The organism is Streptomyces sp. SID14515 (assembly GCF_010548505.1).
GTDB classification, from domain to species: Bacteria; Actinomycetota; Actinomycetes; order Streptomycetales; family Streptomycetaceae; genus Streptomyces; species Streptomyces caviscabies.
Genome location: NZ_JAAGMH010000062.1, coordinates 19,703 through 40,168, shown reverse-complemented (window position 1 = coordinate 40,168; position 20,466 = coordinate 19,703). Strand labels below are relative to the sequence as shown.

Annotated in this window: 19 protein-coding genes and 1 tRNA gene; 11 read left to right on the top strand and 9 right to left on the bottom strand. The window is 72.7% G+C overall.

The genetic code is table 11. From position 1 onward, the window contains the following. The first annotated feature begins 41 nt into the window (after positions 1 to 41). The 4 genes from G3I54_RS11455 to G3I54_RS11440 all read left to right on the top strand — a co-directional run bounded on the left by G3I54_RS11455 (position 42) and on the right by G3I54_RS11440 (position 2,971). Positions 42 to 1,055: an SPFH domain-containing protein gene (locus G3I54_RS11455; protein WP_164613694.1), complete on the top strand. Its 1,014-nt coding sequence runs from the start codon at positions 42 to 44 to the stop codon at positions 1,053 to 1,055. Further along, entirely contained in the window at positions 1,052 to 1,951 is a 900-nt protein-coding gene (locus tag G3I54_RS11450; protein WP_164613693.1) for a hypothetical protein, read from the top strand. Before G3I54_RS11455 ends, G3I54_RS11450 begins: the two co-directional genes overlap by 4 nt. Before the next feature lie 71 nt (positions 1,952 to 2,022). After that, on the top strand, positions 2,023 to 2,532 hold the full coding sequence (locus G3I54_RS11445; RefSeq protein WP_164613691.1) for an NUDIX domain-containing protein: 510 nt from the start codon (positions 2,023 to 2,025) through the stop codon (positions 2,530 to 2,532). A gap of 34 nt (positions 2,533 to 2,566) precedes the next feature. Beyond that, positions 2,567 to 2,971 (top strand): SHOCT domain-containing protein, encoded by a 405-nt coding sequence (locus G3I54_RS11440; protein ID WP_164613689.1) that lies wholly within the window; start codon positions 2,567 to 2,569, stop codon positions 2,969 to 2,971. Between the two features lie 78 nt (positions 2,972 to 3,049). On the opposite strand, the gene G3I54_RS11435 is transcribed toward G3I54_RS11440, so the two are convergent. Further along, on the bottom strand, positions 3,050 to 4,321 hold the full coding sequence (locus tag G3I54_RS11435; RefSeq protein WP_164613687.1) for a pyroglutamyl peptidase: 1,272 nt from the start codon (positions 4,319 to 4,321) through the stop codon (positions 3,050 to 3,052). Positions 4,322 to 4,645: 324 nt separating this feature from the next. On the opposite strand from G3I54_RS11435, the gene G3I54_RS11430 reads away from it, so the two are divergent. Then, positions 4,646 to 5,671 (top strand): chitinase, encoded by a 1,026-nt coding sequence (locus G3I54_RS11430; protein ID WP_164613685.1) that lies wholly within the window; start codon positions 4,646 to 4,648, stop codon positions 5,669 to 5,671. Positions 5,672 to 5,884: 213 nt separating this feature from the next. On the opposite strand, the gene G3I54_RS11425 is transcribed toward G3I54_RS11430, so the two are convergent. Beyond that, positions 5,885 to 5,958: transfer RNA gene (locus G3I54_RS11425), tRNA-Pro, on the bottom strand. A 50-nt stretch (positions 5,959 to 6,008) separates the two neighbouring features. Further along, on the bottom strand, positions 6,009 to 8,663 hold the full coding sequence (locus tag G3I54_RS11420) for an AAA family ATPase (protein WP_164613682.1): 2,655 nt from the start codon (positions 8,661 to 8,663) through the stop codon (positions 6,009 to 6,011). A gap of 111 nt (positions 8,664 to 8,774) precedes the next feature. Between G3I54_RS11420 and G3I54_RS11415 the strand changes: the two genes are divergently transcribed. Next, positions 8,775 to 9,254 (top strand): DUF309 domain-containing protein, encoded by a 480-nt coding sequence (locus tag G3I54_RS11415; protein WP_164613680.1) that lies wholly within the window; start codon positions 8,775 to 8,777, stop codon positions 9,252 to 9,254. Between the two features lie 88 nt (positions 9,255 to 9,342). After that, a complete protein-coding gene (locus tag G3I54_RS11410; RefSeq protein WP_164613678.1) occupies positions 9,343 to 9,837 on the top strand; it encodes a cytochrome d ubiquinol oxidase subunit II in 495 nt (164 codons plus the stop codon). Positions 9,838 to 9,855: 18 nt separating this feature from the next. Here the strand turns inward: G3I54_RS11410 and G3I54_RS11405 are convergent, their stop codons facing one another. Then, on the bottom strand, positions 9,856 to 10,659 hold the full coding sequence (locus tag G3I54_RS11405; protein ID WP_164613676.1) for a sulfite exporter TauE/SafE family protein: 804 nt from the start codon (positions 10,657 to 10,659) through the stop codon (positions 9,856 to 9,858). Between the two features lie 136 nt (positions 10,660 to 10,795). On the opposite strand from G3I54_RS11405, the gene G3I54_RS11400 reads away from it, so the two are divergent. Next, the gene (locus G3I54_RS11400; protein ID WP_164613674.1) at positions 10,796 to 12,757 is read left to right on the top strand and encodes a DUF2264 domain-containing protein; all 1,962 of its coding nucleotides are present in this window, start codon (positions 10,796 to 10,798) and stop codon (positions 12,755 to 12,757) included. A 67-nt stretch (positions 12,758 to 12,824) separates the two neighbouring features. On the opposite strand, the gene G3I54_RS11395 is transcribed toward G3I54_RS11400, so the two are convergent. The 5 genes from G3I54_RS11395 to G3I54_RS11375 form a co-directional block, all read right to left on the bottom strand. Beyond that, positions 12,825 to 13,469 carry an LUD domain-containing protein gene (locus G3I54_RS11395; RefSeq protein ID WP_164613672.1) on the bottom strand — a complete coding sequence of 215 codons (645 nt, stop codon included), beginning with the start codon at positions 13,467 to 13,469 and terminating at the stop codon, positions 12,825 to 12,827. After that, positions 13,466 to 15,091 (bottom strand): lactate utilization protein B, encoded by a 1,626-nt coding sequence (locus G3I54_RS11390; RefSeq protein WP_239144332.1) that lies wholly within the window; start codon positions 15,089 to 15,091, stop codon positions 13,466 to 13,468. Before G3I54_RS11390 ends, G3I54_RS11395 begins: the two co-directional genes overlap by 4 nt. Continuing rightward, positions 15,088 to 15,855, bottom strand: coding sequence for a (Fe-S)-binding protein (locus G3I54_RS11385; RefSeq protein WP_164613670.1), 768 nt, complete (start codon positions 15,853 to 15,855; stop codon positions 15,088 to 15,090). Before G3I54_RS11385 ends, G3I54_RS11390 begins: the two co-directional genes overlap by 4 nt. Before the next feature lie 207 nt (positions 15,856 to 16,062). Further along, positions 16,063 to 16,794 carry an FCD domain-containing protein gene (locus G3I54_RS11380; protein ID WP_164613668.1) on the bottom strand — a complete coding sequence of 244 codons (732 nt, stop codon included), beginning with the start codon at positions 16,792 to 16,794 and terminating at the stop codon, positions 16,063 to 16,065. Between the two features lie 210 nt (positions 16,795 to 17,004). Then, a complete protein-coding gene (locus G3I54_RS11375; protein WP_164613666.1) occupies positions 17,005 to 17,292 on the bottom strand; it encodes a DUF3040 domain-containing protein in 288 nt (95 codons plus the stop codon). Positions 17,293 to 17,709: 417 nt separating this feature from the next. On the opposite strand from G3I54_RS11375, the gene G3I54_RS11370 reads away from it, so the two are divergent. The 3 genes from G3I54_RS11370 to G3I54_RS11360 all read left to right on the top strand — a co-directional run bounded on the left by G3I54_RS11370 (position 17,710) and on the right by G3I54_RS11360 (position 20,369). Then, positions 17,710 to 18,663: a HAMP domain-containing sensor histidine kinase gene (locus G3I54_RS11370; RefSeq protein ID WP_164613664.1), complete on the top strand. Its 954-nt coding sequence runs from the start codon at positions 17,710 to 17,712 to the stop codon at positions 18,661 to 18,663. A gap of 2 nt (positions 18,664 to 18,665) precedes the next feature. After that, positions 18,666 to 19,358: a response regulator transcription factor gene (locus tag G3I54_RS11365; RefSeq protein ID WP_164613662.1), complete on the top strand. Its 693-nt coding sequence runs from the start codon at positions 18,666 to 18,668 to the stop codon at positions 19,356 to 19,358. Positions 19,359 to 19,460: 102 nt separating this feature from the next. Further along, positions 19,461 to 20,369 (top strand): DUF2510 domain-containing protein, encoded by a 909-nt coding sequence (locus G3I54_RS11360; protein WP_164613712.1) that lies wholly within the window; start codon positions 19,461 to 19,463, stop codon positions 20,367 to 20,369. The last annotated feature ends 97 nt before the right edge of the window (positions 20,370 to 20,466 follow it).

The following is a 20,466-nucleotide window of genomic DNA, read 5'->3' as shown; positions in this document are numbered from 1 at the left end:
CCCCTTATCGTCGTCATGACGAAATCGAGGGGGTCTCCATCATGGCCGACATCACCCGGCGCTTCGGCTGGCGCCACCTGCGCTCCGCGCCCACCGCCCACATCCGCCACCACAAGCGCGGCACGCTCGCCCATGACGGCCAGGGGCTGAGCTTCTGGTACCGGTCGCTCTCGGCGGCGCTCTCCGAAGTCCCGGTGGACGACCGGGAGCTGGCCATGGCGTTCCACGCCCGTACGGCGGACTTCCAGGACGTCACCGTGCAGGCCACCGTCACCTACCGGATCAGCGATCCGGCCGAGGCGGCGAACCGGCTCGACTTCTCCGTGGACCCGGACACCGGCAGCTGGCGCGGCGCACCGCTGGAGCAGATCGCCACTCTGCTCACCGAGACCGCGCAGCAGCACACCCTGGACGTCCTGGCCCGCACCCCGCTGGCCGCGGCCCTGGTGGACGGTGTCGCCTCCGTACGCGAACGGGTCGCCACCGGTCTCGCCGCCGAACCCCGGCTCCCGGCCACCGGCATCGACGTGGTGGCCGTGCGCGTCGTCGCGATCCGCCCCGAGGCCGAGGTCGAGCGCGCCCTGCGCACCCCGGCCCGCGAGCAGATCCAGCAGGAGGCGGACCGGGCGACCTACGAACGGCGGGCCGTGGCCGTCGAGCGCGAACGCGCCATCGCCGAGAACGAGCTGGCCAGCCAGATCGAACTGGCCCGGCGCGAGGAGCAGTTGGTCGACCAGCGCGGCACCAACGCCCGCCGTGAGGCCGAGGAGAAGGCCGGGGCCGACGGCGTACGGACGGAGGCTGAGGCGTCCCGGAAGGTACGCCTCGCCCGCGCGGAGGCCGAGGCGGCGCGCGAGACGGGTGCGGCGCGGGCCGAGGCGCAGGCCGCGTGGCTGCGGGTGCACGGCGAGGTCGACCCGGCCACGCTGCACGCCCTGGCGGCGACCCGGCTCGCGGAGAACCTGCCGCGCATCGAGAGCCTCACCCTCTCCCCCGACGTCCTCACCGGGCTGCTCGCCAAGCTCGGCCGTCCGGAAGGCGGGGCGGGCGCGTGAGCCTGGCGCCCCGGGCGGTGCTCGTCCACCGGCGGACGGAGTACGAGGAGCTGCTCGCCCGGCACGGGACGCACGGGCAGGCCGCGTTCTTCCTGTCCAGCCGGGGCCGCTCGATCGACGAGGTGGCCCGCCGCCACGAGGACACCCGGCAGGCGCTGCGCGAGGTGGCGGCGGCGGTGCCGCTCACCTGGCGCTCCACCCGGGTGGAACGGGCGGACCTGGACCGCTTCCTGTTCGCCCCGGAGGACGTGGTGGTCGTGGTCGGCCAGGACGGGCTGGTCGCCAACACCGCGAAGTACCTGTCCGGGCAGCCGGTGGTGGGCATCGACACCGCCCCGGGGCGCAACCCCGGCGTCCTGGTCCGGCACCGCCACACCGACGCGGCCGCCCTGCTGCGCGCCGCGACCGCCGCCGGGGGTCGGGCCGAGGAGCTGACCATGGTCGAGGCCGTCGCCGACGACACGCAACGCCTCCTCGCCCTCAACGAGATCTACCTCGGGCCGCCCGGCCACCAGACGGCCCGCTACCGCCTGGGCGACGACGGTGAGGCGGCCCCCGGCGAAGCCCAGGCCTCCTCCGGGGTGCTGGTCGGCACCGGCACGGGCGCCACCGGCTGGCTCCGCTCGCTGTGGCTGGAGCGCGGCGCCGCCCTGCCCCTGCCCGCGCCGTGCGACGCGCGGCTCCTGTGGTTCGTGCGCGAGGCCTGGCCCTCCCCGGCGACCGGGACGTCGAGGGTGGCGGGCGAACTGGGCCGGGGACAGGGGCTGCGGCTGACCGTGGAGTCGGACCGGATCGTGGTCTTCGGGGACGGGATGGAGTCCGACGCGCTGGAGTTGACCTGGGGGCAGAGCGTACGGCTCGGCATCGCGGAGAGGTCGCTGCGCCTGGTGACCTGAGCACGCCCGGCCCGGCCTTGGCTACGGTGGCCCGTACTCGTACCCGTACCGGAGAGCGGAGCGCCAGCATCATGTCAGCCGACCCTGTCACCGAGCCCGCACGCAACACCCGCCCGCCCACGGCACAGGCGGCCCTCGGGGTCGGAGTGATCGTCGAGGACGGCCGGGGGCGCGTCCTGCTGGGCCGGCACCACAGCGGTACGTGGGAGCTGCCGGGCGGCAAGGTCGACGCGACGCACGAGTCGATCGCCGAGGCGGCCGCGCGGGAGCTGCGCGAGGAGACGGGCCTGGTGGTCGACGCGGCGTCCGTGGAGATCATCGCGATGATCCACGACGTGATCGGCGGGATCAACCGCATCAGCATGGCGGCCGTCGTACGCCTCGCCTCCGGCGTCCCGGAAGTGACCGAGCCGCACCTGATCAGCGCCTGGCGGTGGACCGCGCCCGAGGAGCTGCCGGCCCCGCTGTTCGATCCGTCGGCCCAGATCCTGGCGGCCTGGCGACCGGAGCTGGGCATCGCCCATCCGCCCGCGCATGTACTGCGGATCACCGGATGCGGACCAATCGGACCAGCTGTATGAATAAGGGACCATCCGTGCGATCGGAGTAGGCCCCATGGACGATTACCCGCTTCTGAACCTCTTCCTGACCATGCTGTACCTGTTCCTGTGGGTCATGTGGTTCTTCCTGCTGTTCAAGGTGGTCACCGACCTCTTCCGGGACCACTCGCTGAACGGCTGGGCCAAGGCGGGCTGGCTGGTCTTCGTCATTCTGCTGCCCTATCTGGGCGTGCTGGTCTACCTCATCGTCCGCGGGCGCAGCATGCACGAGCGCGACGAGAAGCTGGCCAAGGACTCGGAGGCCGCCTTCCGGAAGTACGTCCAGGACGCCGCGGCATCACAGGGCGGGTCCGGCGGGAGCGGCCATGTGAACGATCTGGCGAAGCTCGCGGAGCTCAAGGACAAGGGCGCGCTCAACGCCGAGGAGTACGAGCGCGCGAAGGCGAAGCTGCTGGCCTGAGTCCGGGCGCCGCAGACCGCGCGTCGCCGCGCCACCGCTTCGACCGGTCGAAGCGGTGGCGCGGCATTCCTCTGCCCCTCAATCGGCCGCGCCGACCGCCGTCTTCACCAGTTCCCGCACCTGGCGCACGATGTCCGAGCGGTTGCGCTCGAACTCCGGGTCGGTGACCGTGCCCGTCTGCGGGTTCGTGTTCTCCGCGCCGAACCGCAGGACCGGGGTGTGCAGATGACCGCCCGGCAGCTTCGGGAGCCCGAGCCGGTCGCGCAGCAGGGTGACCCGGTAGGCGATCTCGTTGGAGAGGTAGTCGCCGCCGCCTCCGGCCCGCGACGCCGAGCCGGGGGTGGGCCCGTCCGGCCTGGTCACCGGCTGGGTGCCGCCCGCCGGGATCTCGGTGACCTCGGTGTTGTCGTACACCGGGAAGCGGCCCGTGTCCGCTTCGGTGAGCTGCCGGTACGGGAGCGTGGTGGAGGTCCACTGCGGCTGTGAGCCGGGGTCGGTGACGGGCACGGGCCCGGTGCTCGCCACGTTCTCGTTGTCGGGGAAACCTCCGCGCCAGGCGCCGTTGGTGCGCTCCACGTCGAAGCGGCCCTCGCGGCCCTGGCTGACGGTGGTGAACAGGTCCAGGTGCGGCAGTTGCCGGGCGAGGGCCCGCTCGACGGTTCCCTCGGCGAAGTCCGTCCAGCGCACGGGGAAGACGACGGCCTCGATCCGGGCCGGGCCCTCGGCGGTCTGCACCAGGGTGCCGTCCAGGGCGAGCGCGCTCGCGCCCGAGGGATTGCCGATCCGGGCGTCCCTGTCCAGGGTGAACGGGTCGAAGCCGGTGACCAGCACCCGCTTCACCCGGTGACCCGGGTGGCGGATGTCCGCCTGGCCGCGCGAGGAGGTCTCCAGGGCGGTGTGCAGGGCCTTGCGCTGCTCGTCGTCGAGCCCGAACCGGGGCTCCCACGTCCGCAGTTCACGGCTGAGCGCGAGCCGGGCCCAGTACAGCGGGCGGTCGTCGCCCCGGCTCAGGTCGCCCGTGGCGGGCCCGCGGCCCTGGGCGCGGTCCACGGCGCGCCGCCACAGCTCCGCGGCGTGGCGGGTCACCGTTCGCTCCGCCTGCGCGTAGCTCCGGGCCTCGGTCAGGGCACGCCGGAAGCGCGGGGCGAAGGCGTCGAACGCACTGCGGCGCAGGATCTCCTGCGGGGCGGCCCGGTCGAGGCGCCGCTCCTCGACCGTCGCCTCCGTGGGTATGCGGGCGGTGTCCGCCGGGGAGGCCGTGGCAGGAAGGGCGGGGCCCGCGATGGCGAGCAGGAGCGCCAGGCCGCCGAGACCGAGCCGGGTGGTGGTGGTGCGGAGCTGATACGTCACGTGGACCCTTTCGACGATGCGAACGGTCGCAGTATCGCGGTGTCACGGGAGGCGATGCCATGGGGCAGGAGTGGTCGATCGCCACAGAGCGGCAGCCTTGCGGGAATCGCGGAAGGCGAACGCGAACGGCCCCGGCACCGTCGGCCAGTTGCGCCTCCGAGCGTGGTCGGACCGGCACGCGGCGTCAAGGTCGCCCAGAAGTCCGGTGGTTCCTGCCACAAGGGTTGACATGAGCATTGGTATGAACCAATCTCCTGCACCAGGTCGGTGGCCACCGATGTCCCCCATACGCGAACTCCCCCCACACGCACCTGGAGATCCCTCGTGGACCGGACGCATCGCAAGAAGCGCAACAACAAGATCCTGGGCGGCGGCGTCGCCCTCGCCCTCGCCGTCGGCGGACTCATGGCATCCACCACCCTGGCGGGCAGCGCGGGCGCGGCCGAGGGCGAGCAGGCCCGAGCGGCGGTACCCGCACACGCCGTCACCGGCTACTGGCAGAACTTCGACAACGGCGCGACCGTCCAGAAGCTGGGCGACGTCCAGGACGGCTACGACATCATCGCGGTCGCCTTCGCCGATTCCACCGCCACCGACGGCGAGATCGAGTTCAACCTCGCCCCGGAGGTCGGCTACGCGTCGGAGGACGACTTCAAGGCCGACATCGCCGCCAAGCAGGAGGCCGGCAAGTCCGTCATCATCTCCGTCGGCGGCGAACTCGGGAACGTGACGGTCGACGACTCCGCGTCGGCCCAGAAGTTCGCCGACAGCGCCTACGCCCTCATGCAGGAGTACGGCTTCGACGGCGTCGACATCGACCTGGAGCACGGCGTCAACGCCCAGTACATGGGCGAGGCGTTGAAGTCGCTGTCCGAGAAGGCCGGCGACGGCCTGGTCCTCACGATGGCGCCGCAGACGATCGACATGCAGAACACCGACACCGAGTACTTCAAGCTGGCGCTCGACGTGAAGGACATTCTGACCGTCGTCAACATGCAGTACTACAACAGCGGTTCGATGCTCGGCTGCGACGGCAACGTCTACGCCCAGGGCACGGTCGACTTCCTGACCGCGCTGGCCTGCATCCAACTGGAGAACGGCCTCGATGCCGACCAGGTCGGCATCGGCACCCCCGCATCCACCAGCGGCGCCGGCTCCGGCTACGTCGACCCGGCGGTCGTGAACGACGCGCTGGACTGCCTGACCAAGGGCGAGAACTGCGGCGACTTCAAGCCCGAGAAGACCTACCCGCAGCTGCGCGGCGCGATGACCTGGTCCACGAACTGGGACGCGTCGAACGGCGACAACTGGGTCAGCAGCGTGGCGCCGCACGTCCACGGACTCCCGTAGTTCGCTCCCTGCGCCCGATGACCACCCGAGCCCGGCCGCCACACCCCGGCGGCCGGGCTCACGGCATACGTGGGGCCGATGCGTGGTGGCGTAGGACGCCGGACCTCAGCTGGTCCCCGACCGGAGCCCGGACGGCCCGAACGGTCCCCGGAAATGATCGAGGGCCGGTCTCGGATTTCTCCGAAACCGGCCCTGACCTGCGACTGTCTCCAGTCGGGACGACAGGATTTGAACCTGCGACCCCTTGACCCCCAGTCAAGTGCGCTACCAAGCTGCGCCACGTCCCGCCGCGTTTCCTCCCGGTCGTCCCGGGTGGCCGCGCAGGACAAACATTACCTCACTCCGAGGACCGTATCGACGCCCGTGCCTGTTGGGCGCGGGCGGCCAGCCCTTCAGCTCCGCAGGCCATCGCCTGCTTCTGGGCACGGGCCAGCTCCCGGTGCGATCCGATCGCGATCCCGTAGTCGACCCGGGCGAGGGCGTGCTCGTAGGCGGAGGAGGACTTCTCCAGGTGGCCCACCGCCTCGGCGAGCAGTTGCGCGGAGCGCTCCGGCGGCGCGAAGAGGGCGACGCAGCGCAGGGCCTCGCCCAGGGCGGTGGGCGTGCCGAACCGTTCGGCGTGCACCCGGTTGCGGGCGGCGAGATGCGCCGCCCGGGCCGGGTCGTCCTCGGCCAGGGCGCGCGCCAGGTCACCGGCCCAAGGGGCCCAGATCCCGTTGAAGCGTTCGCGCTGCTCCAGAGCGGCGCCCGCCGCCTCCAGCTCGGCGATGGCGTCCTCCTTGCGGCCTTCCGCCAGCAGCAGGCGGCCCCGCACGCACGGTCCGTCCGGCAGCACCATGGCGCTGGGGTAGGGCGGGCCGAAGTCGTAGCGGTCGGCGATGCGGCGGGCCTCGTCGGTACGTCCACGGGCCAGCAGGGTGTCGATGAGCAGGCAGGCCGCGTCCCAGTGCACGGGCAGCCCGGAGCCGACGCGGTCGGCGAGGCGGAGTCCTTCGCGCAGGAAGCCCTCGGCCTCGGCGAGGCGGCCGCGACGGCGGTGGACCATGCCGAGCAGGGTGTGGGCGAACGCCAGGTGGGCCCCGCTCCAGCCGGAGATCTCGAAGGCCCGGACCGCTTCGCCGAAGAGGCTCTCGGCGCGGTCCAGCTGGTCGACGAAGGTGTAGGTGATGCCGACCATGGTGGGCAGCTCGAAGCCCCACTCGGAGTCGGTCCAGCCGAGGCCCCGGGCGGGGCTGCCGTCGATCAGGGCGCGTTCGCAGAGGTCGACGATGAGCTGGGCGTTCTCGCCGCGCAGCATGGCGTCGAAGGCCCGCAGCGTGAGCAGCGCCCGCTCCGCGTTGTCGCGGCCCTTGAGGTGGTCGGCGTTGCGGGTGAGCCGCCGGGAACGGGTCGGTCCGTCGTCCTCGGTGGCCTGCATGCCCTCCCACATGAAGTGCGCGGCCTGCAGGCGCATCAACCCGGGGCCGGGCGCGGTGCGCGCGGCCTCGGCGGCCAGCGAGAGCGCCGCGTCCTTGAGCTGGTTGTTGTGGGCGAGCGCGGCGGCGAGCCGGAAGGTGGCGTCGATCCGCAGTCCGTCGTCGAGCCCCGGCATGTCCAGGGCGGCGCGCAGATGCTGGACCGTGGTGGGCGGGGAGCTCAGCAGCGTCGCGCAGCCCAGCTCGTACAGCAGGACGGCCCGGTCCTTGGGGCGCGGCGGCTCCTCCAGCGCCCGTTCCAGGCAGCGCCGGGCCGCTTCGGGGGCGCCGACGGCGAGGTGCTGGCCGGCGGCTTCGCGCAACTGCGCGACCAGTTCCTGGTCGTCGTCCGGGTGGACCTCCAGCAGGTGCCGGGAGGCCGCGGCGGCGCCGAGACCGGCCCGGGTGATCGCCCAGGCCGCGCGCCCGTGCATGGCGGTGCGGGTGGCCGGCGGGATCGAGCGGTAGACGGCGGTCGCGATCAGCGGGTGGACGAACTCCAGCGGGTCGAAGCCGCTGACGATACGGGCGTCGCGCAGCCGGGCCGTGCAGTCGGCGGCCTCCGCCGAACTCATTCCGGCGAGTGTGGCGGCCAGTTCCTGCGAGATGTCGGTGCCGAGCACCGCGGCGGCCCAGGCGAACCGGTTGGCGTTCGTGCCGAGCCGCTCCAGCCGGGCGACGAGTCCGCTGCCCCTCGCGGAGGCGCCCAGCTCGCGCAGCTCGCCGGCGGATTCCTCCACCGGCGGCAGTTCGCGGTCCTGGACCTTGGCGACCAGCTCGACCGCCTCGTACGGGTTGCCTCCGGTGACGGCCCACACCTCGCGGCAGAACGGGTCGTCGGCGTGGTCGCCGAGGCCCGCGCGGACCAGTACGGCGGTGGCGTCCGGCGTCAGGGCCCGCAGAGCGACCCGGTTCACCGTGCCCTGGCTGCCGGAGCCGCGCTCGGCCTCGCGGTCGGCGATGTAGTTGGCATCGCGTTCGGCCAGTTCCTGCGGGCGGTGCGCCTGGACGACCAGGACCGGGAGTTCACCGAGGCGGGCGGTGAACGAGGCCAGCCAGGCGAGGGACTCGCCGTCGGCCCAGTGCGCGTCGTCCACGATGAGCAGCAGCGGCCGGTGGCTGAGCCGGGACGCGAGCCGGCCGACGACGAAGTCCAGTCCGTCGCGCACACCCTGCGGGTCGGGCTGCGGACCGCTCGGCTCGGCGAGTCCCAGGGCCGGCGCGGTGGTCTCGTACCAGTCGCCGAACAGGGCCCGGGTCTCGTCGGGCGGGAACTGGTCGAGCGCGGGCTGCAGCAACTGCCGTACGACGTGGAACGGTACGGAGGTGACGGTCTCGCCGCCACGCGCGGACCACACGGTGCAGCGGTCGGCGGCCATCGCCTGGATCTCGGCGAGCAGCGCGGTCTTGCCGATCCCCGCCTCTCCGCTGAAGACCAGAAGCCCGCCGACGGCCTGCGCACCGCACAGGGCATCCACCGCCTCGGCAGCGGCGGCGAGTTCAGGTTCACGCTCGTACAACGGACGGGACGGCTTCATGCCCACCCTTCCCAAAGAGGCAGTCTTCTTCGACGGTCGAGCCTAGTCGTGCGCGGGTGCTCGCCGACAGGGTTCGCACGATTCCCCGCAGGTGCGGGGCACAATCGAGTGGTGAACGAGACGCGCAGAGACCGTGATGCCGAGGGCCGGGCGCGCAACGCGCGCCCCCGCGATGGACTGGGGCGCCCCCTCCCGTACGGAACGCCCGGCGTCGAACGACAGCCGGAGGGGGTCGTCCGCACGCCTCCGGAGACGCTGCGGGAGGCGCAGCGGCTGCTGGACGCGGGCATGCCGTTCCATGCGCACGAGGTCTTCGAGGACGCCTGGAAATCGGGGCCGGAGGACGAACGCGAGCTCTGGCGGGGGCTGGCCCAGCTCGCGGTGGGGCTGACCCATTCCGCTCGGGGCAACACCGAGGGCGGGGCCCGGCTGCTCCGCCGGGGCGCGGGGGCGCTCGCCCCGTTCGCCGACTCCGGGCCGCACGGGATCGCGGTCGCCGGACTGTCCGACTGGGCGCGGGAATTGGCGGGCCGGGTGGAGTCGGGCTCGCCGGTGGACGCGGCGGCCGAGGCGCCCCGCCTGCTCGGGTAGTCCGGCGTGCGGCGCCGGGGCCGGGCCCGAGGGCGGAAGGTCCGGGTCCGGGAACCGGAGGTCCGCGCAGCTACTACGATCCGGCTCCATGAGCACTTCTGACCAGGACCAGCACCGGGACGAGCGCCGGGACGAGCGCGAGGCCGGCCGCGAGGACGGGCTGAACGACGAACAGTCCGACCAGGACCGGGGCGCCGACGCCCCGATAGCCGACACCGCCGTGAAGACGGAGGCGGAGGTGGAGGCGGAGCCGGAGGCCGCTCCTGGAACGGCGACGGGGGCGGGGACGGATGAGCTCGATGACGTCCCGGTCGGTCAGGACGGGAAGAGACTCACTCCGCGCCAGGCCCGGCGGCTGCGGATCGTTCTCTCCTCGGTGGGCATGGCCGCGATGGCCGTCGTGCTCGGGCTGCGTATCGCGAGCCGCTCGTCGGTGCTCGTCGTCGGCGTCTACGGACTCGCGCTCATCCTGTGCGGCGTGGTCATCGAGCTGAGCAGGAACGGCCGCACCCGGCTGGCCAGCTGGCTGCTGGGAGCGGGGCTGCTGGCCGCCGTGGGCGCGGACTGGCTGCTGCTTCCCTGAAGCGGCGGCCGGTCGGCCTCAGATCAGCAGGAGTTGGAGTCCGCCGACCACCGTCGCACCGATGACTATCCGGTCGAAGACCTTCTGGTTGATCCGGTCGACGCACGCGCGGCCCAGATAGGCACCGGGCAGGACGAACAGCAGCAGACAGGCGTCGAGGAGCAGGGAGCGGGCGTCGATCAGGCCGAGGCCCACGCTGAACGGCACCTTGGACACGTTCACGATCAGGAAGAACCAGGCCGAGGTGCCGAGGAAGCCGAGCTTGCGGAAGCCGGCCGAGAGCAGATAGAGCGACATCACCGGGCCGCCGGCGTTGGCGACCATCGTGGTGAACCCGCCGAGAACGCCGTAACCGCGCGCGGCGGTCCGGCCGGTGCCGCCTTCGGTTTCGGTCTCGCCCCCACCGTCGGCCCCGCTCCCGGACTCGGTCTCCCTCTCCCTCTCCGCCTCCTTCTCCGCGATCCGGCGACGCCACAGGGTGACGCCCGTCATGAACAGCAGGATCGCGCCGATGGAGGTGCGGACCGCCGCGTCGTCGGCCCACAGCATGAACACGGTGCCCGCCACGACGCCCACGGCGACGGCGGGGAACAGCCGGAGCAGTGTGGGCCAGTGGGCGTGACGGCGGTAGACGCGTACGGCGAGGAGATCGCCGGCGATGAGGATCGGGAGCAGTACTCCGGTCGATTCGCGGGCCGGGAGAACGGCCGCGAAGACCGCGAGGCTGATCGTATTGGCACCGCTGACGGCCGTCTTGGAGAAGCCGACGAGGGTGGATGCCGCCGCGAGTGCGGCCAGTTGCCAGAGGCTGATGGAGTCCATGTCGGAAAAGATGGTAAGCGCAACGGTTTTCCGGCCGACGCCCCGAGGCCCCCTCTCCTTGATGAGCGTTTGATCGATTGAGCCCGCTTGTGATCGATCTATTGACCCTCTTTGATCGGTCGATCAGGATTCCCGGATGACGACCTCCGCTGCCGCCCTCTTCGGACTGCCCCCGGAAGACCGCGCGTCGAGCCCGTACACCGGATACACCCGCGCCCACTGGGAGGCGGCCGCCGACGGGATGCTGGACGCCGCATGGAAGTGGGCCACCCCGGGCGGCGCCCGGCTCGACCTGCCCGGGCCCCCGTCGCACTCGGGTGTCCGCTCCGACGGCCTGGAGGGGTACGCGCGTACGTTCCTGGCGGCCGGCTTCCGGGTCGCCGGGGCCGGCGGCAAGGATCCGAACGGACTGCTGGAGCGGTACGCGGACGGGCTCGACGCCGGTACGCGGACACCGGGCCGGGACGACGCGGAGTCCTGGCCGCTGATCCTGGACCACCATGTGCAGGGCCAGCCGATGGTGGAGTCCGCGTCGGTGGCCCTCGGCCTGCGGCTCACCCGGCCCTGGCTCTGGGACCGGCTGGCGTCCGACGTACGGGACCGGGCGGAGCACTGGCTGCGGGGCGCGCTGCGGCACGTTCCGGCGGGCAACAACTGGTACCTCTTCCCGTACACCGTCGCCGGGTTCCTGGAGTCGGTGGGCCGGGGCGACGCGGAGACGGCACGGGCCCGGGAGCGGGCGCTGGAGCTGCTGGAGGGCTGGTACCGGGGCGACGGCTGGTACGCCGACGGCGACGGGCGCGCCTTCGACCACTACAACGGCTGGGCGCTGCACCTGTATCCGCTGCTCGACGCCCATCTCGCGGGCGACGAGCGGGAGTCGGCGCTCCACGGGGCGCGGTTGCGCGAGCATCTGGAGAGCTTCTCGCTGATGTTCGGCGGCGACGGGGCCCCGCTGCACTTCGGGCGCTCGCTGACCTATCGCTTCGCCGCGAGCGCGGGTGTGGGCCTGGGCGCGGTGACCGGGCACACGCCGCTCGCCCCGGGGGTGTCGCGACGGGTGGTCAGCGGATCGCTGCGGTACTTCCTGGAGCGCGGCGCGGTCGGGAACGACGGGCTGCTGAGCCTTGGCTGGCACGGCCCGCACACGGCGACGCTGCAGACCTATTCCGGTCCCGCGTCCCCTTATTGGGCGTCGAAGGCTTTCGTGGCTCTGCTGGCCCCGGCCGAGCATCCTTTGTGGGCGTCGCCGGAGGAGGAGGCTCCGAGCGAGGGCCCCGACCGGGTGCTGTCCGTACCGGCGGCGGGCCTTCTGCTGCAGTCGACGCGGGCGGACGGTGTGGTGCGGCTGCACAACCACGGCAGCGACCATGTCCGCCCGGACGAGGGCGAGTCGGCGGCCGACGAGGACCCGCACTACGCGCGGCTCGCGTACTCCACCGTGACCGGGCCGACCTCGGCGGCGAACACGGCGGACAACCATCTGTCGGTGACGGTCGGTGGAGCGCGCAGCGCTCGGCGGCGCATCCATCCGCTCGGGGCCGGGCACGGCGACGGCTGGGGCTGGGCGGCCTCCTGGCACCTGCCGGTGTTCCCGGCGGGCCCGTCCACCGTTCCCGGGCTGCGGGTGGAGAGCGTGACCGTGGCGCGGGGCCGCCACGAGCTGCGGGTGCACCGGGTGCTGGGCGCGCCGGACGGGGCGCGGGCGGAGCTGACGGGCTGGGCGACCGACCCCGGCGGCCCGGTGCGCTCGCGGTTGCGCGGGCTGCACGGCTGGGAGGCGCCCGAGGACGTACGGGCCCCGCAGGGAACGGCGTTCGCGCCCTGGGCGACCGTGCCCCGGCTCGCCGCCGAAGTGACCGGCACGGCGGTCCTGGCGGCGCTCGCTTCCCTAACCGCCGCCCCGGAATCCGACCCGGACACCGACCCGGCAGCCGACCCGCTGGACGGGGTGGTGGACCGGGTGGAGGTGGCCGGCGACACGGTCGAGGTGCGCTGGGCGGAGGACGGGGCGCGGACGCGGATCACGTTCGGCGATGCGGCTGTGTCGGCGGTGCCGGTGGTGACCGTGGTGCACGGGCGGCCGGACACTCCCTGACCGCTGCGCGCCCTGACTGCCGAGGACCCTTACTGCCGAGAGCCCTGACTGCCGAGAGCCCTGACGGCTATGCGTCCGTACGGATCACCACCACCAGCGTCCGGGGCCCGTGGACGCCCTCCACCCGCTCCAGCTCGATGTCGGAGGTGGCGGACGGGCCGCTGATCAGCGTGGTCGGCCGTTCGGGCACCAGCCGGGCCACCGCCTCGGGCACGCCCACCTCGACCGTGGAGAGGTCGACGACGCACACGTGCAGGTCGGGGACGAGGGACAGCGCCCGGCGGCCCTGGCCGGGCGAACCGTCCAGGAAGATCGTGCCGGTCTCGGCGCAGCCGGCGGCCGAGGCCGTCACCACGGCGTCCAGGGCGTCGAGTTGTGCGGGCGTGACGTCGGCGTCGTCCTGCCGGACCTCGCCGTCGTACCGGGCGAGCCAGCGCGCGTCGAGCCCGGCCGGCACGCCGATGCGGCGGACGCCGTACCCCCGCAGGACCTCGCCGACGACCTCGGCGGTGCGGTCGGCCGTACAGGGGTGGACCCGCGCCTTGTAGTCGAGGAGCCGGTCGGTGAACAGGGCGAGGCGTTCGTCGTCGGGCAGGGCGCGGCCGGTGCGGTAGTCGCGCGGGACGACGGCGGCGGGCGTCGGGGCCAGCGCGAGGGCGTCGCGGATCCGGCCCAGCACCGTGTCGCGGGCAGTGCTGCGGGCACTGTTCATGTCGCGTCCTCCTCGTCGTTCCCGCCGCCGGGGGCCGCGGTGTCGCGTTCGCCGGGGGCCGCGGTGTCGCGTTCGCCGGGGGCCGTGGCGTCGTGTCCGCCTGTAGCCGCGGAGTCGTGTTCGGCGGCCGCGGCCCGCAGGGCGGCCGTGCCCTCGTCGGAGGCGAACCAGGCGCGGAAGGTCTGCCGGGGCGGGACCGCGGTGTCGCGGCTGTCGCTCCAGCCGGTGAACGGCGGAGGCAGCCGCGAGATCGTACCGTCGCGCCCCGCGACGACGCGCCCGAGCCCGGACGCCTTCTGCGCGGCGGTGTAGAGACCAGGGCGGCGCATCACGGCGGCGGCCGCCTTCATCGCGAGCTTCTCCGGTGTGACGCCGGTCTGTTCGGTGTGCTGGTGGCGCAACTCCACCAGCAGCGACGGAATGTCGATCTTCACCGGGCAGGCGTCGAAGCAGGCTCCGCAGAGGCTGGAGGCGTAGGGCAGGGAGCTGTTCGGGTCGTCCTTCGCCGCGTGCATCCCGGCCAGTTGCGGGGTGAGGACGGCGCCGATGGGTCCGGGGTAGGTCGATCCGTAGGCGTGGCCGCCGGTCCGCTCGTACACCGGGCAGACGTTGAGGCAGGCGGAGCAGCGGATGCAGTTGAGGGCCGCGCGTCCGATCGCGTCGGCGAGGGCGGCGGTGCGCCCGTTGTCGAGGAGGACCAGGTGGAAATCGCGCGGCCCGTCGCCGGGCGTCGCTCCGGTCCACAGCGAGGTGTAGGGGTTCATCCGCTCCCCCGTCGAGGAGCGCGGCAGGAGCTGGAGGAAGACCTCCAGGTCCTGGTAGCGCGGAATCACCTTCTCGATGCCCATCACGGTGATGAGCGTCTCCGGCAGGGTCAGGCACATGCGGCCGTTGCCCTCGGACTCGACGACGGCCAGCGTGCCGGTCTCGGCGACACCGAAGTTGGCGCCGGAGACGGCGACCTTCGTCGTGAGGAACTTTTCGCGGAGGTAGGCGCGCGCGGCGGCGGCGAGGTGGGCGGGGACGTTGTCCAGCTCCGGGTCGACGCCGGGAATCCGGTCGAGGAAGATCTGCCGGATCTCGTCGCGGTTGCGGTGGATCGCGGGCACCAGGATGTGCGAGGGCTTGTCGTGGGCGAGCTGCACGATGAGTTCGGCGAGGTCGGTCTCGTACGGGGTGATCCCGACCGACTCCAGGTGCTCGTTGAGTCCGATCTCCTGGGTGGCCATGGACTTGACCTTGATGACCTCGTCGCTGCCGGTGGCCTTCACCAGCCGGGCGACGATCTCGTTGGCCTCGGCGGCATCGCGGGCCCAGTGGACGGTGCCGCCGCGCTCGGTGACCTTGCGCTCCAGCTGTTCGAGCAGCTCGGGCAGCCGGTTCATGGCGTCGGTCTTGATGGCGGAGCCCGCGTCCCGCAGGGCTTCCCAGTCGGGCAGTTCGCCGGTGACGTTCAGCCGTTTGGCGCGGATGGTGCCGGTGGCGCGGCCGAGGTTGCGGCGGAGCTGGTCGTTGCCCAGTTCGTCGTGGGCGGCACGGGGGAAGGACTGGTCGCCGCGGAGGTTTCCGGTGCCGTACGGGGAGCGGGGCGGCGGGGCGGGCATGCCGAGGAACGTGCTCATACGGAGGCCTCCGTCAGGACGTCGGGCGTGGTGCGGGTCGCGGCGAGGATCCGGGCGAGGTGCAGGGTGCGGGTCCCGGACCGGATCCGGGAGAGCCCGCCGCCGATGTGCATCAGGCAGGAGGAGTCCCCGGCGGTGCACACCTCCGCCCCGGTGGCCGTGACGCTGTCCGTCTTGTCGTGGAGCATCGCGGTGGACGTCTCGGCGTTCTTGAGCGCGAAGGTGCCGCCGAATCCGCAGCAGGACTCGGCTCCGGGCAACTCGACGAGGTCGATCCCCTCGACCGCGCGCAGGAGTTGGAGGGGCTTGTCGCCGACGCGGAGCATCCGCAACGAGTGGCAGGTGGGGTGGTACGTCACCCGGTGCGGGAAGTACGCGCCGACCCGGGTGACGCCGAGGACGTCCACGAGGAGCTCGGAGAGCTCGTACGTCTTCGCGGCGACGGTCGCCACTCCGGCGCGGAGCCCGGCGTCGCCGTAGCGGTCGGCGACGATCCGGTGCTGATGCCGGACGGAACCGGCGCACGAACCCGACGGCATCACGACCGCCTCGATCGAGGGGTCGCCGAACCCGTCCGCGAAGTTGCGTACCAATGGCACGGGTTCTCGCTGGTAGCCGGTGTTGATGTGCATCTGCCCGCAGCAGGTCTGCCCCGGCGGGAACACCACGTCGTGCCCCAGGCGCGTGAGCAGGATCGCGGTGGCCCGCACCGCGTCGGGGAAGAGCGTGTCTCCCAGACAGGTGGCGAAGAGTCCGATGCGCATGGAGCCTCCCCGGTCGGTTCACTATGAGGTTTCTATGGTCGGACCATACTAGGCGCGGGCCGCTGAAGGGAACGTCCGCGGTACGCGGCGTCGCACGAGCGTCGTGCCGCGGAAGCCGTACTGCGGGAGTCGTACCGCTAGAGCCGTGCCGCAGGAGCCGTGCCGCGGGAGCCGGATCAAGCCCCCCTCGGTCTCCTGCTCGGGCTCCTACGGTGCGGCGGGCCCGTCCACCAGTGTCCCGTGCAGCCCACGGATATGCCGTTCCACCAGGTCCGCGGCCTCCCCGCCCTTCCCTTCCCGTACCAGCGCGAGGAGGGCACCGTGCTCGGCGTTGAGGGCGCGGGCCGTGGCCGGCCAGTCCTCGGCGGCTTCCAGGGCGCGCAGGATCAGCGGCCGCACGGACTCGCGTACGGCGGAGGTGAGCGTGGACGTCAGGGCGTTGCCGGAGCTGCGGGCGATGAGCACATGGAAGCGGGTGTCCAGATCGTTGAAGCCGCTGACCCCGATCTCCGGCTCCGCCATGCCCGCCACCAGCTTCTCCGCCTCGTCGAGGTCTTCGTCCGGAGCGTGGCAGGCGGCGGCCTCGAAGCTGGACCGCTCCAGGATCACCCGGGCCTCCAGGACGTCCTGGAGGCTGTAGCTGCCGAGGGCGAAGTGCAGGCGGAGCAGGCGGCCCAAGGCGTCGTCCGGGTTGCGGACGATCCGGGCTCCGGCGTCGGGCCCCCGGCCCGGCTGCGCCACCAGGATGCCGATGGTCTCCAGCACGCGCAGCGCCTCGCGCAGGGCGGAGCGGCTGACGCCGAGCACCGGTGCCAGCTCCCGTTCGGGCGGCAGTCGGTCGCCGGCCCGGAGCTCTCCGGCGAAGACCCGTTCCTCGATGCTGCGCAGCACGAGCTCATGGGTTCGGGACTGCCGCACGGGCTGCCATTCGACGGGCATCCGTATCTCCCTGCCTCGGCCGGATCCGGACATGCAGCCTATGTCACACCGAGAATGTGGTCGGACCTCACATCGGACCGTACATGCATCCGTGCGTGCGACCACCTACACGCGAAGGCCCCGCCCGGAGGTCCGGACGAGGCCTTGACGCCGGCCGGAAGGGGCCGGTGGGGCGGTGCATGCGGGCACCGCCGGGAAAGAGGGCGCGGGTCAGCGGGTGCTGGGGATGTCCCGCCCGTGCAGACGTCCGCGCTGTGGGTCGAAGAGGTGGGCCGCCGCGCCGGACACGACCAGTCCTGCGGCGATCAGGAGACCGTGGCCCACGGCGATGCCGATGCCTAGTGCGGCGAGCCCGACGGCGAGCCACAGCCAGGCGTTGCGGCGACGGTACTCGCGCGGGGTGCGCGGCGTCCCGTCGGACATCGCCTCGGCGAACCCGGGATCGTCGTGACGCAGCTGCTCCTCGAGTTCACGCAGCCGCTCGTCGTACGTGGGCATGGTGTCTCCCTCCCGGTACGGAAACCCTCTCGGCTCCTGATGCCCCGGCTCCCCGCGGTGCGGCACGGGGCAGGGCCCCCCGGGGCCCTGGACCTCATGGTCGTCCGGAAGGGCCCGCGGGGACCATCGGGGGCAGCACCCATATCCGGGGGTGCGCACCATGCAGACGGGGCGCGCATGCGGCGCTCCGGAGAGTGGCCGGGCGGGAAGTCGCCGGACGGGAACCGCCGGGCAGGAGCCGCTGGGCAGGAAGTCGCCGGACAGGAGTCGCCGAACCGGCGCGTCCGGGCCGGCGCGTCCGGGCCGGCGCGTCCGGGCGGCGCGTCCGGGCGGCGGCACGCTTCCCCCTGCGCAGCGGCGATAGTGGAGGCTGTCAGCGCGCCCGCACGACCCGACATCCGAAGGAGCCGTTCGCCCTTGTCCCTGTTCTGGCGGATCTTCCTGCTCAACGCCGCCGTGCTGGTCGCGGCCGGCGCCCTGCTGCTGCTCGGGCCGATCACGATCTCCACCCCGGTCCTGCTGACCGAGGCCATGATCCTGACCGGCGGTATCGCCTTCATGCTCGCGGCCAACGCGGCCCTGCTCCGGCTCGGCCTCTTCCCGCTCCAGCGGGTAACCCGGGCGATGACGACCACCGACCTGCTGCGCCCGAGCCCGCGCCCCGAGGTCGCGGGGCACGGTGAGATCGCCGCGCTGATCGAGACGTTCAACACGATGCTGGACCGGCTGGAGGCCGAGCGCGCCACCAGCAGTGCCCGCGCGCTCTCCGCCCAGGAGGCCGAGCGCCGGCGCGTGGCGCAGGAACTGCACGACGAGGTCGGGCAGACGCTGACCGCGGTTCTGCTGGAGCTGAAGCGGGTCGCCGACCACGCTCCGGAGCCGCTGCGCGGAGAGCTGCGGCAGGTCCAGGAGATCACCCGGGGATCGCTCGACGAGATCCGCCGGATCGCCCGTCGGCTGCGGCCCGGGGTGCTGGAGGAACTGGGCCTGGTCAGCGCGTTGACGGCGCTGATCACCGAGACGCCGACGCCGGACGGGCTGACGATCCGCCGGCAGATGGAAAAAGATCTGCCGGAGCTGGGCACCGAGGCCGAACTGGTCGTCTACCGGATCGCGCAGGAAGCCCTCACCAACACGGTCCGGCACGCCCGCGCCACCCGGCTCGAACTCTCTCTGCGGCGCAGCGCCTGCGGGGTTGAGCTGCGCATCCGTGATGACGGCCGCGGACTCGGTGACGCGCCCGAGGGAGCCGGCCTGCGCGGTATGCGCGAACGCGCTCTGCTGATCGGGGCCGAGGTCTTCCTCGGCGCCGGTCCGCAGGGCGGCACCGAAGTACGTCTCGATGTGCCCGTTCCGAACGGAAGCAAGTGACCATGCCCACCTCACCGTCCATCGCCATGCCTGCCCGGGGCGCCGCCGCTCCGACCCGCATCCTGCTGGCGGACGACCACGCCCTTGTACGTCGCGGCGTCCGGCTGATCCTCGACGGCGAACCGGACCTGACGGTCGTCGCCGAGGCGGGCGACGGTGCCGAGGCCATAGAGATGGCCCGGAGCGAACAGCCCGACCTGGTCATTCTGGACATCGCGATGCCTCGTCTGACCGGTCTCCAGGCGGCGCGCGAACTGTCCCGGGTCATGCCCGGGCTGCGCATCCTGATGCTCACGATGTACGACAACGAGCAGTACTTCTTCGAGGCGTTGAAGGCCGGGGCGGCCGGGTACGTCCTCAAGTCGGTCGCGGACCGGGACCTGGTGGAGGCCTGCCGGGCGGCGATGCGCGACGAGCCGTTCCTCTACCCGGGCGCGGTGACCGCGCTCATCCGCAACTTCCTCGACCGGGCCAAGGAGGGCGAGGACCTGCCGGCGCGGGCCATCACGGAACGCGAGGAGGAGATCCTCAAGCTGGTCGCCGAGGGCCACTCCTCGAAGGAGATCGCCGAGCTGCTCGTCATCAGCGTCAAGACCGTGGAGCGGCACCGGGCCAACCTGCTCCAGAAGCTCGGCCTCCGCGACCGCCTGGAGCTCACCCGCTACGCGATCCGCGCCGGGCTGATCGAACCCTGACCCACGGGCGGACGGGTACGCGTGCGCGGGGCCTGGGGCGAACGCGTGCGGGCAGTTCATGTGATTCTCACCCGGTCCGCATAGGGTGCCCCCGTGACCCAGATGACCCCGCCCGGCTGGCATCCAGACCCCGGGCACTCAGGCAAAGGCCCCGCTCAGGAACGCTGGTGGGACGGAGCGCAGTGGACCGGCCATGTCCGGGCGTCGCCCGGCGCGGCGCGCCGTCGCGGGATCCGCATCGGCGTCGGCGTGACCGTCGCCGTCGTGGTGCTCGCCGCCATCGGGGGCGGCGTGTATCTGCTGGGCGAGGACGGCAACGGCCGGCCGGACACCGCGGCCTCCTCGCCGTCCGCCGCCCCCGACCTGCCGGGCCCACCGGACGGCGACCGGAAGGACGGCGGAACGGGCGGCGAGGGCGACGGCGGGGAGAACGGCGACGGCCAGGGGCCCGGCGGGCAGCTTCCGCCGAGCGAGCCGGGCTTCGCCACCGACCTGGCCGCCGGGATCAGCCTCCCGGTGCCCAAGGGGTGGAAGGGAACGTCCGGGGCGGTCGGCGCCGGACTGACGACCGGTGAGCACGCCTGCCCCGGCGACACCGCCGAGACCTGCGTACGCGGCGGAGTGTTCTCGGCCCCGGCGGCCGCGATGAAGCTCACCGCCGGGACGCCGGAGGAGACGGCCAAGAAGGACATCGCCGCCAACGCCGAGGAGTCCTACGGCGGAAAGAGCTACGGGAAGATCAGCTCGCACGAGGAGCTGAAGTCCGAGGCCGTCACGGTGGCGGGCGGCAAGGGCTATGTCGTGCGCTGGAAGGTGGTGACGGAGAAGGGCGACGACGGCTACGTGGAATCGCTGGTGTTCCCCTCCCCCACCTCCAAGGACATGCTCGTCGTGGTCCGGTCCGGGTTCGACATCAACAAGGACGCGCCGAAGTTGTCGGTCCTGGACGAGATCACCGGCGGGATCAAGGCCGCGTCCGGCGCCGGAGGAAGCACCGGCGGGGCGGTCTGACGCACCGCGCACCAGCCGGCCCGCACCGCACGGAACGGCGGGCCCGGACCGAGGACGGTCCGGGCCCGCCGTTCTCCGTTGCCGCCGGGTCCCGTCC